Source organism: Jatrophihabitans sp., from assembly GCF_036388195.1.
Lineage (GTDB): Bacteria > Actinomycetota > Actinomycetes > Mycobacteriales > Jatrophihabitantaceae > Jatrophihabitans_A.
The window spans coordinates 46,371-56,866 of record NZ_DASVSG010000023.1 but is presented as its reverse complement, the minus strand read 5'-3'; the positions used below and the strand labels follow the sequence as shown (position 1 = coordinate 56,866).

The following is a 10,496-nucleotide window of genomic DNA, read 5'->3' as shown; positions in this document are numbered from 1 at the left end:
CGGGGCGCCGGCCGGCCGCTTGGCCCGCTTGTTCACCAGGTCGAAGGCGTACAGGCCGCTGCGCAGCTCGTCGCTCATGATCAGGTCGGCCAGCGCCTCGTCCTCGGCGGCGGCGCCGGTGTCGAAGCCCGCGGTCCGGGCCAGCTCGATCAGCTCCAGCGCGCGGTAGGGCGCCGGCGCGCTGCCGTGCAGCCGGGCGTCCGCCGCTGCCCTGCCCTTGGCCAGCGCCGCGTCCCAGCCGGCGCCGCGGTCCACCTCGGGCCGCTGGACCGGCGTGGAGCCGTCGATGACCTTCGCGGCCCACCGCAGCGATTCGGCGAGGAAGTCGGCCGAGTCCAGCAGGACGTCGGCGATGCCGAGGTCGGCAGCCTGCTTCGCGGTCAGCATCCTGTTCTGGTTCAGCGCGTTCTCGATGATCACCCGGACGGCCTTGTCGGCGCCGATCAGGTTGGGCAGCAGCTGGGTCCCGCCCCAGCCCGGCACCAGGCCGAGGAAGCACTCGGGAAAGGCGATCGCCGCGGCCGAGCTGGACAGGGTGCGGTAGTCGCAGTGCAGCGCCAGCTCCAGGCCGCCGCCCAGCGCCGCGCCGTTGAGGAACGCGAAGGTGGGGACGTCGAGGTCGCGGATCCGGGCGAAGACCCGGTGGCCCTCCTGCGCGATCGCCAGCGCCTGGGCGCGTTCGGTGACCAGGCCGATCCCGGAGATGTCGGCGCCGGCGGCGAAGATGAACGGCTTGCCGGTGACGCCGACGGCGGCGACCTTCGGACAACGGGCCGCGATCTGGTCCAGCGCCTCGTCGAGTGAGCGCAGGCCGGCGGGGCCGAAGCTGGACGGCCGGGTGTGGTCGTGGCCGTTGTCGAGGGTGATCAGCGCGAACTCGCCGGCCAGGCCGGGAACCTCGACGTAGCGGACCAGGGCCCGGGTGATGACCTCGTCGGGGAATTCCGGGGTGGGGGCCGGGGCGTTTCCGGGCTGGCTCACAGGCTGGCTCACAGGCTGGCTCACAGGTCCGCTCCGTCCGCCGCTGCGTGGTGGGGGTTCTCCCAGATCACCGAGGCGCCCTGGCCGAACCCGACGCACATCGCGGTCAGGCCGTAGCGCACCTCGGGGTGCTCGGCGAACTGGCGGGCCAGCTGGGTCATCAGCCGGACGCCGGAGGAGGCCAGCGGGTGGCCGAGGGCGATCGCGCCGCCGTACGGGTTGACCCGCGGGTCGTCGTCGTCGATGCCGTAGTGGTCCAGGAAGGCCAGCACCTGGACGGCGAAGGCCTCGTTCAGCTCGAACAGCCCGATGTCGTCGATGCTCAGCCCGGTGCTGGCCAGCGCCCGCTCCGTGGACGGGATGGGCCCGACCCCCATCAGCTCGGGGTCGACGCCGGCGAAGCCGTAGCCGACCAGGCGCATCCGCACCGGCAGCCCCAGCTCGTCAGCGGTCTCGGCGCTGGCCAGGATGCAGGCGGTGGCGCCGTCGTTGAGACCGGCGGCGTTGCCGGCGGTGACCCGCCCGTGCGGGCGGAACGGGGTCTTGAGGGCGGCCAGGCTCTCCAGCGTGGTGCCCGGGCGGGGTGGCTCGTCCTTGGTCGCCAGCCCCCAGCCCTGCTCGGCGGACCGGATCGCGACCGACACCAGATCGGGCTGGATCTTGCCCTCGGCATAGGCCTTGGCGACCTTCTCCTGGCTGCGCAGGGCGTAGCGGTCGGCGCGGTCCTTGGTCAGGTGCGGAAACCGGTCGTGCAGGTTCTCCGCGGTCGCGCCCATCGACAGGGCGTCGAGAGAGACCAGCTTGTCGGCCAGGAACCGGGGGTTGGGATCGGCGGCCTCGCCCATCGGATGGCGGCCCATGTGCTCCACGCCGCCGGCGATGGCCAGGTCGTAGGCGCCGAAGGCGATGGAGCCGGCGATCGTGGTGACCGCGGTCATGCCGCCGGCGCACATCCGGTCGATGGCGTAGCCGGGCACCGACTTGGGCAGCCCGGCGAGCATGCCGGCGACCCGGCCGATGGTCAGGCCCTGGTCGCCGATCTGGGTGCTGGCCGCGATCGCCACCTCGTCGATCCGCTCCGGCGGGATCTCCGGATGCCGGCGCAGCAGCTCCCGGATCACGGCGACGATCAGGTCGTCGGCGCGGGTCTCGGCGTACATGCCCTTGCCGGCCTTGCTGAACGGGGTGCGGGCGCCGTCGACGAACACCACCTCACGAACCGGGCGGGGACCGCGGCGCTGCGGAGCTGAAACAGGCTCAGTGGCGGGTGCGGTGGCGGGTGCGGTCACAACGGGCTCCTGAAGCGTGCCGGTCGACAGTGTTACCGATGGGTAACTTTACCGGCCGGCGGACGGCTGCGCTCCGGCGGGTTGCTGTGATCTGGCTGACGCGCGGTGGCTCAGCCGGCTGGCTCGTCCGCTGCTGGTTCCGGCGGCCCGGACGCCGGGATCTCGGACGCCGCTGGCCCGGAGGCCGGGACCTCGGACGCCGCGGGCGCGGACGGCGGGGCAAGCAAGGCGGCACGCAGCCGGTCTGCCAGCAGCTCGACCTGCCACGGCCGGGCGCCCAGCTCCACCAGCCGGGCCCGGACGTTCTCCTCGGTCACCGGCGAGACCGAGCGCCAGGCCAGCCGGCGGATCACGTCCCCGGCCAGCAGGTTCTGGCTGAGCAGCTGGTGCTCGGCGGCGAGGTCGGTGACCACCTGCTTGCAGGCCGCCAGCCGCCGGGCCGCCGCCGGGTCCTTCTCGCGCCAGCGCGCGGGGGAGGGCATCGCGTCCGGATCGGCGCTGACCTGCGCCAGCGGCGGCAGCTGGTCCTCGGGGGTGTCGCGGCCCTCGGCGAGCGCGCTGAACCAGTAGCCGACCAGCCGGCGCTGCCGCGGCCCGTTGAAGATGGTGACCTTCCCCAGGTCGGCCACGTCCTTCGGGTTGGCCTTCACCGCGGCCAGGATGGCGGCGTCGGGCAGCGTCCGGCCGGGGGCGACGTCGCGCTCGGCAGCCAGCCGGTCCCGGGCCTGCCACAGCGACCGGACCATGGCCAGCTGCCGGCGGTTGCGCAGGTTGTGGATGCCGGACGTCCGGCGCCACGGGTCGCTGCGCGGAGCTGCCGGGTCGGCGTTGAGCACGGCCGCGAACTCCTGCTCGGCCCAGCCGAGCTTGCCGGTCCGTTCCAGCTCGGCCACCAGCACCTCGCGCAGCTCGATCAGCAGCTCGACGTCCAGGGCGGCGTAGTTCAGCCAGTCCGGCGGCAGCGGCCGGGTCGACCAGTCCGCCGCGGAGTGGCCCTTCTCCAGCGAGATGCCCAGGTATTGCTCGACCATGGTGCCCAGCGCCACCCGTTCGGAGCCCAGCAGCCGGCCCGCCAGCTCGGTGTCGAACAGCCGGCGCGGGCGCATGCCCACCTCGGCCAGGCACGGCAGGTCCTGCGAGGCGGCGTGCAGGATCCATTCCGCGTCGGCCAGCGCCTGGTCGATCGGGCTGAGATCCGGCAACGGGATCGGGTCGATCAGCACGGTGCCGTAACCGGCCCGGCGCAGCTGCACCAGGTACGCCCGCTGGCTGTAGCGATAGCCCGAGGCGCGCTCGGCGTCGATGGCCACCGGGCCGTGCCCGGCCGCGAGCCCCGCTGCCGCCTCGGCGAGTTCGGCGGGCGTGGTGACCGGGCGGGGGGTGCCCTCCCGCGGGGTCCGCAGCAACAGCGCCGGCGGCTCGGCCGACCCCGGTTCGGGGGAGCCGTCCAGATCCGGCGGGCTGTCCCCGCGCTCGGAATCCGTCCCGTCAGCGGTCACCGAGAACGGCCACGCCTTCCGGTGGCAGGCCGGCGGCGACGCACAGCAGGTCGACGAAGGCCAACAGGTGAGGCGACAGGTCGGTGGAGGTGGCGGTCCACGAGCCGCGCAGCTCGAGCTGGGTGGTACTGGTCGGGCCGTGCACGTCCCCGAACCGGGTGGAGGTGGTCTGGGTGACGGTGCCGCCGACGGCGGTGTGCGCCGCCGACCGCTGCTCCAGCGCCTCGGTCAGCCAGCTCCAGCCCACCGCCGGCAGCAGCGGATCGCCGGCCATGTCCGGGGCCAGGTCGGCCTGGGCGTAGGCCACCAACCGGATCTCGCCGTCCCAGGCCTCGCTGCCGTCCGGGTCATAGAGCACCACCAGGCGCCCGGTGGCCGGTTCGGGACCGCTGGCAGAGCTGCTCCCGGTGGGGACGATGTCCACCGCGACGGCGAAGGTCCAGGGCGCCAGCCGCTGCGGGGGCCGGATCCGCTCGACCCTGGCCTGCGGCCGTACCGTGGTGGTCAGCAGGGTGCTGATCGCGGTGCGAAATGGTTCTGGGGCGCTGCTCGGCACCGCGTCGGCGTCCACGCTGCTCTCGACAGCGGGCTGGCCGGCCGCGGACAAGCCAGAGTCGGGCAACATGAGCGTGCGGGTCCCCTTCCGAGTACCAGTGTGCGCGCATTCGCCAGGTGCGCGAAGAGAACTTCGCATGGTGGCCAACCGCACGGCGTGAGGCGCGCCGCGCCCGGGTCCGCGTGCGACCATGGAGGCGATGACTACCACCCCCCTGGAGACCAGCGACGCGCAGCCGCCCGGCGGCCGGGCCACCGGTTCGCTGCTGGCACGCGCGGCGGCCGGCGAGCAGGTCGCCCACCCACCCGTCTGGTTCATGCGCCAGGCCGGCCGCTCGCTGCCCGAGTACCGCAAGCTCAGGCAGGGGACGTCGATGCTGCAGTCCTGCCGCACGCCGGACCTGGTCACCGAGATCACCCTACAGCCGGTCCGCCGGCATGGCGTGGACGCGGCCATCTTCTTCTCCGACATCGTGGTGCCGCTGGTGGCCGTCGGCCTCGACATCGAGATCGTCGCGGGCACCGGACCGGTGGTGGCCCATCCGGTGCGCACCGCCGCCGACGTGGCGGCGCTGCGCCGGCTGGAGGAGGCCGATGTCGCCGACATCGCGCTCTCGGTGCGCCAGCTGGTCGCCGAGCTGGGCGACGTGCCGCTGATCGGCTTCGCCGGGGCCCCCTACACCCTGGCCAGCTACCTGATCGAGGGCGGGCCGTCCAAGGAGCATGCCCGGACGAAGGCGCTGATGTACTCCGAGCCGGCCGTCTGGCACGCCCTGCTGGGCCGGCTGGCCGAGATCTCGGCGACCTTCCTGCGGGTGCAGATCGAGGCGGGCGCGTCGGCGATCCAGCTCTTCGACTCCTGGGTCGGCGGGCTCTCGGCCGCCGATTACGCCGAGTACGTGCTGCCGCACTCGCAGGCGGTGTTCGCCGAGCTGGCCGGCCACCGGATCCCGAAGATCCATTTCGGGGTGGGCACCGGCGAGCTGCTCGATCTGATGCGCTCGGCAGGCGCCTCGGTGGTCGGCGTGGACTGGCGCATCCCGCTCGACGTCGCCGCCCGGCGGATCGGCGGCGCCACCGCGGTCCAGGGCAACCTCGACCCGGCGGTGCTGCTGGCGGACTGGCCGGTGATCGAGCGCGCGGTCCGCCGGATAGTCGAGGAGGGCCGCCGGGCCCCCGGCCACATCTTCAACCTCGGCCATGGCGTGCTGCCCGACACCGATCCCGACGTGCTGACCCGGGTCGTCGAGCTCGTTCATTCGCTGTAGCGATGCCCAGGATTGCCGTCATCGGCGGCGGTGTCGCGGGGTTGAGCGCCGCCGCCGGGATCTCGTGCGCCCGGCCGGACGTCGAGGTGGTGCTGCTGGAAGGGGCCGACCGGGTCGGCGGCAAGCTGCGCCGCGTCCAGGTGGCCGGCGCCTGGGTCGACGTCGGCGCCGAGGCGATGCTGGCGCGCCGTCCCGAGGGCGTCCGGGCGGCGGTCGAGGCCGGCTTGGAATCGGAGCTGATCTCGCCGCTGACCACGGCGGCGCTGCTGCGCAGCGGGGGCGCCAACCACCGCCTGCCCGCCCGGACGCTGATCGGGGTGCCCGGTGACGTCGAGGCGGTCCGGGCCAGCGGGGTGCTGAGCGCGCGGGCGGTGGCGGCGATCGAGGACGAGCCGGCCCGCGGGCCGTACCCGCCGCTGACCGAGGACATCTCGGTGGGTGAGCTGGTGGGCCGGCGGTTCGGCGACGAGGTGGTGGACCGGCTGGTCGATCCGCTGCTCGGCGGCGTCTACGCCGGGCAGGCCAGGCAGCTGTCGTTGCAGGCGACGATCCCGGCGCTGGCCAGCAGGCTGAGCGACGGCGCCTCGCTGCTGGTGGCAGCCGGGACGGTGGTCGGCGCGCCCGCGTCCGGGCCGGTGTTCACCAGCCTGGCCGGTGGCCTGGCCCGGCTGCCCGAGCAGCTGGCGGCGGGCGGCGGCTTCGAGGTGCGGTTGTCGACGCCGGTCCGCGAGCTGTGCCGGACCGCGACCGGATTCGAGCTGGCGCTCGGTTCGGCGCCCAGCGGCCGGCGGCTGGCGGCGGACGCGGTGGTGGTGGCGACACCGGCCGGCAAGGCGGCGGCGCTGCTGGCCCAGCTGGCCCCGGTCGCGGCGGCGGAGCTGCGCTCCATCGAGACGGCCAGCACGGCCATCGTGACGCTGGCCTTCGCCGGCCTGCCACCGGGAGCGCTGCCCGCCGGCAGCGGCATCCTGGTGCCCGCCGTGGAGGGCCTGGCGGTGAAGGCGATGACGTTCTCGTCCCAGAAGTGGCCGGGGGTGGGCGCGGAGTCGGGCGTCCTGCTGCTGCGTGCCTCGCTGGGACGGGCCGGCGAGGAGCAGGTGCTGCAGCGCGCCGACGCCGAGCTGGTGGCAGTGGTGCGCCGGGAGCTGGCCGGGATCACCGGGGTGACGGCTCAGCCGGTCGACAGCCATGTCCAGCGCTGGGGTGGCGCCCTGCCGCAGTACGCCGTCGGCCACCGGCAGCGCGTGGCCCGGATCAGGGCCGACGTGCACCGCGTCCCGGGCCTCGCGGTGTGCGGGGCCAGCTATGACGGGGTGGGCATTCCGGCCTGCATCCGATCAGCTCACATTGCCGCCGACCGGGTGCTGTCCGGTCTGCGGCTGTCAGGAGAATGACAGGCATGGTCGACGGCAAGCAGGCTCGCGAGCTCAACGATGTCATCCGCTACACCGCCTGGTCGGTGTTCTCGGTCAGCCGGCCGCTGGGCGAGGCGCCCCGGCCGGAGCTGGCCGCCGAGGTCGAGGAGCTCTTCGCCGACCTGGCCGGCGCCGATGTCACCGTCCGGGGGACCTACGACGTCTCGGCGCTGCGGGCCGACGCCGAGCTGCTGATCTGGTGGCATGCCGAGACCGCCGAACAGCTGCAGACGGCCTACAGCAGGTTCCGGCGCACCCGCCTCGGCGGGCACCTGCAGCCGGTCTGGTCGGTGATGGCGCTGCACCGGCCGGCGGAGTTCAACAAGAGCCACATCCCGGCGTTCCTGGCCGAGGAGGAGCCTCGCCGGTTCGTCTGCGTCTACCCGTTCGTGCGCTCCTACGAGTGGTACCTGCTGGAGGACCGGGAGCGGCGCGCGCTGCTGGCCGAGCACGGCAAGATGGCCCGCGACTACCCCGACGTCCGGGCCAACACGGTCGCGTCTTTCGCGCTGAACGACTTCGAGTGGATCCTGGCGTTCGAGGCCGACGAGCTGCACCGGATCGTGGACCTGATGCGGCACCTGCGCGGTTCGGAGACCAGGCGGCACGTGCGCGAGGAGGTGCCGTTCTACACCGGCACCCGGCGCAGCATGGCCGAGCTGGTCGAGTCGCTGCCGTAGCCGTCGACGGCTCAGGTCGAGGCGGCTGAGTCGCTGCCGGCGCGGTCAGGTCGAGGCGGCTGAGTCGTCCGCCTCGGTCTCGACGAATCGCATGCTGATCGAGTTGATGCAGTACCGCAGGTCGGTCGGCGTCGCGTAGCCCTCGCCTTCGAAGACGTGCCCGAGATGGCTGTGGCAGTTGGCGCACAGCACCTCGACCCGGCGCATGCCCAGGGCGTGGTCGACCCGTTCCACGATGGCGGAACCGGCCAGCGGGGAGAAGAAGCTGGGCCAGCCGCAGTGTGAGTCGAACTTCTGGTCCGACCGGAACAGCTCGGCGCCGCAGGCCCGGCAGGAGTACACGCCGGTCCGATGGTTGTCGGTGTACTCACCGGTGTAGGGCCGCTCGGTACCGGCCCTGCGCAGCACCGCGTATTCCGCAGGGGTCAGCTCGGCCCGCCATTGCTCTTCGGTCTTGACGACCCGCGGGGTGGTCTGGTCGGTAGTCATGCCTTCGACAATACGCAGCCAGGCGTCACCGCGGCGTGACTACAGATTGGTGAGGATGGCCAGCACGCTCAGCACGATCGGAGCCAGGATGAGCGCCACCAGCAAGATCGCCATGGGACGCGAGACGGCGCCGCGACGGCTCAAGCCGGCCGCGAACTCGCCCATCATCCTGATCTCGCCCTCGGGGGAGTAAGGGCTCACCGGACGGTCCAGCTTCGGGTCCAGATAGACGATGTGGCGCCCGGTGGTCGGTGGCCGCAGCAGTTCTTCATCCACCTGCACAGCATGCCTTGTTTTCCGCTCCGATGTCAGGCTAGGGGTCAGGTGTCGGCCGCGAGCCTGCCGACTGCTGTGGCGCAGGGGCAGCTAGCGGCGGTCAGTCGGTGTAGCTCAGCGCCCGGAAGCGGGATACCAGCTGCTCGGCGGCCGGCTGCCCGGCTGCCCCGGCGGTGACCGGCAGCGGCACCCGGCCGTAGAGCCACAGCAGCAGGTCCGAGGCCGTGCCGGTCACCCGGGCCAGGCCGGGCCGGGCCGTCCCGGTGCTGAACGTGACGGTGCTGAACGTGACGGTGCCGGGCAGGGTGTCGTCGGTGACCGTCCACTCCAGGCCCGCGTCGCTGGCGGCCAGCACCAGCGCGCCGTCCAGGTTCGGCCGGGGGTCATCGGCGGGGTCGTGCACCGTGCACATCGAGAAGATCAGGAACTCATCGATCGCGTCGGCCGACATCGCCGTGCCCAGCGCCGTCTCCCGGCCGGCCGCGTGCTCGGCGTCCCAGCGGTGCACCGCTGCCTCCTGCACCTGGTGCCGGATCACGAAGCCGACGTTCTGCTGGGTGGGCGCCCAGGTCCAGCAGGAGGCGGCCGGGTCGGCGGCGGCCAGCACCCGCACCAGATGCTCGGCGCCGGCTGTGAACCGGCTGATCAGCTGGCCCGGCTCCGGCCGGTCCGGTCCCTCCTCGTCCGCTGGTGGCTCGGACAGCAGGCCGTCCACCATGCTCGCCCAGAACCAGTGCACCTCGGTCATGTGCCAGACCAGGTCGGCCACCGTCCAGCCGGGACAGTGCTCGACCGGCGCGTCCAGGTTCTGCTCGGCGGCGCGCGCCAGCCCCGCGCTGTGCTCGGCGATCTCGGCCAGCGGGTCGAACTCCAGGTGCGGTGTCGTCGTCACGGGGTGGAAAGTAGCGGGCGGGTCCGACACTGCGCACCTGAATATCAGTACCGTTCGGATATGGCATCGCCGTTCACCGAGCTCGAGGTGGGGAACCGGACCGTCAAGATCACCAATCCGGACCGGGTGTACTTCCCCGCCACCGGCGCCACCAAACTCGACCTGGCCGGGTACTACATCGCGGTCGGCGAGGGGATCGTCCGGGCGTTGCGGGAGCGGCCGTGCATGCTGCACCGGTTTCCCGACGGCACCGGCGGCGAGCGGATCTACCAGAAGCGGCTGCCCAAGGGCGCCCCGGAGTGGGTCGAGACGGTGCAGGTCCGCTTCCCGTCCGGGCGCACCGCCGACGAGCTGTGCGTCACCGAGCTCGCCAGCGTGATCTGGGCGGTGCAGATGTCCACCGTGGAGTTCCATCCCTGGCATTCGCGCCGGGCCGACACCGAGCGTCCGGACGAGCTGCGGATCGACCTGGACCCGCAGCCGGGAACCGACTTCGCCGACGCGGTGCGGGTGGCCGGCGTGGTGCGCGAGCTGCTCGCCGAGCTGGGCGCGACCGGCTGGCCGAAGACCTCGGGATCCAGGGGGCTGCACATCTACCTGCGGATCCATCCCGACCACGGCTTCACCCAGGTCCGCCGGGCGGCGCTGGCCTTCGCCCGCGAGGTCGAGCGCCGGGTGCCGGAGCTGGTGACCACCAAGTGGTGGAAGGAGGAGCGCGGCGAGCAGATCTTCATCGACTACAACCAGAACGCCCGGGACCGCACCATCGCCTCGGCGTACTCGATCCGGGCCTCGACCGGGCTGGTGTCGGCCCCGATCAGCTGGGAGGAGCTGCCCGAGGTCCGGATGGAGGACTTCACGATGGCCACCATGCCGGGCCGGTTCGCCGAGCTGGGCGACCTGCACGCCGGCATCGACGACACGCCGTTCGACATCTCCGAGCTGCTGGACTGGTCCGAGCGCGACGAGCACGAGCTGGGGCAGGGCGATGCCCCGTATCCGCCGAACTTTCCGAAGATGGAGGGCGAGCCGCCTCGGGTGCAGCCTTCGAAGAAGGTCGCTGCCCACTGGGACGAGCACGGCGACCGCCTGCCGTGACCGGGCAGCCAACCCATCAGGCGTTCGGCACGAGGCTCAAGGAGGAGGATTGGG

General features: G+C 72.8%; 11 protein-coding genes. 4 read left to right on the top strand and 7 right to left on the bottom strand.

Annotated features, from left to right (window positions below):
* The 4 genes from VF612_RS01715 to VF612_RS01700 all read right to left on the bottom strand — a co-directional run.
* Positions 1 to 981: enoyl-CoA hydratase/isomerase family protein (locus VF612_RS01715; RefSeq protein WP_408658119.1), on the bottom strand; the 981-nt coding region annotated here is incomplete at its 3' end.
* A 20-nt stretch (positions 982 to 1,001) separates the two neighbouring features.
* On the bottom strand, positions 1,002 to 2,192 hold the full coding sequence (locus VF612_RS01710) for a thiolase family protein (protein WP_408658122.1): 1,191 nt from the start codon (positions 2,190 to 2,192) through the stop codon (positions 1,002 to 1,004).
* Positions 2,193 to 2,380: 188 nt separating this feature from the next.
* Complete coding sequence (locus tag VF612_RS01705; protein WP_408658118.1) at positions 2,381 to 3,769, bottom strand: ribonuclease D; 1,389 nt, start codon at positions 3,767 to 3,769, stop codon at positions 2,381 to 2,383.
* Positions 3,759 to 4,325, bottom strand: coding sequence for a DUF3000 domain-containing protein (locus VF612_RS01700; RefSeq protein ID WP_408658121.1), 567 nt, complete (start codon positions 4,323 to 4,325; stop codon positions 3,759 to 3,761). Before VF612_RS01700 ends, VF612_RS01705 begins: the two co-directional genes overlap by 11 nt.
* A 199-nt stretch (positions 4,326 to 4,524) precedes the next feature.
* On the opposite strand from VF612_RS01700, the gene hemE reads away from it, so the two are divergent.
* From hemE to hemQ, 3 genes are read left to right on the top strand one after another with little or no spacing between them, the layout of a single operon-like run.
* A complete protein-coding gene (hemE, locus tag VF612_RS01695) occupies positions 4,525 to 5,592 on the top strand; it encodes a uroporphyrinogen decarboxylase (protein ID WP_408658117.1) in 1,068 nt (355 codons plus the stop codon).
* A 2-nt stretch (positions 5,593 to 5,594) separates the two neighbouring features.
* Positions 5,595 to 6,986 (top strand): protoporphyrinogen oxidase, encoded by a 1,392-nt coding sequence (gene hemG, locus VF612_RS01690; protein WP_408658116.1) that lies wholly within the window; start codon positions 5,595 to 5,597, stop codon positions 6,984 to 6,986.
* Positions 6,987 to 6,991: 5 nt separating this feature from the next.
* Complete coding sequence (gene hemQ / locus VF612_RS01685; protein ID WP_408658115.1) at positions 6,992 to 7,687, top strand: hydrogen peroxide-dependent heme synthase; 696 nt, start codon at positions 6,992 to 6,994, stop codon at positions 7,685 to 7,687.
* A 45-nt stretch (positions 7,688 to 7,732) separates the two neighbouring features.
* Here hemQ and msrB read toward each other — a convergent pair whose 3' ends face one another.
* From msrB to VF612_RS01670, 3 genes are all read right to left on the bottom strand, one after another.
* Positions 7,733 to 8,176 (bottom strand): peptide-methionine (R)-S-oxide reductase MsrB, encoded by a 444-nt coding sequence (msrB, locus tag VF612_RS01680; RefSeq protein WP_408658114.1) that lies wholly within the window; start codon positions 8,174 to 8,176, stop codon positions 7,733 to 7,735.
* A 39-nt stretch (positions 8,177 to 8,215) separates the two neighbouring features.
* The gene (locus VF612_RS01675; RefSeq protein ID WP_408658113.1) at positions 8,216 to 8,452 is read right to left on the bottom strand and encodes a hypothetical protein; all 237 of its coding nucleotides are present in this window, start codon (positions 8,450 to 8,452) and stop codon (positions 8,216 to 8,218) included.
* 100 nt (positions 8,453 to 8,552) lie between these two features.
* Positions 8,553 to 9,344: a maleylpyruvate isomerase family mycothiol-dependent enzyme gene (locus tag VF612_RS01670; RefSeq protein WP_408658112.1), complete on the bottom strand. Its 792-nt coding sequence runs from the start codon at positions 9,342 to 9,344 to the stop codon at positions 8,553 to 8,555.
* Between the two features lie 60 nt (positions 9,345 to 9,404).
* Between VF612_RS01670 and ligD the strand changes: the two genes are divergently transcribed.
* Positions 9,405 to 10,442: a non-homologous end-joining DNA ligase gene (ligD, locus tag VF612_RS01665; protein WP_408658111.1), complete on the top strand. Its 1,038-nt coding sequence runs from the start codon at positions 9,405 to 9,407 to the stop codon at positions 10,440 to 10,442.
* Positions 10,443 to 10,496: the final 54 nt, after the last annotated feature.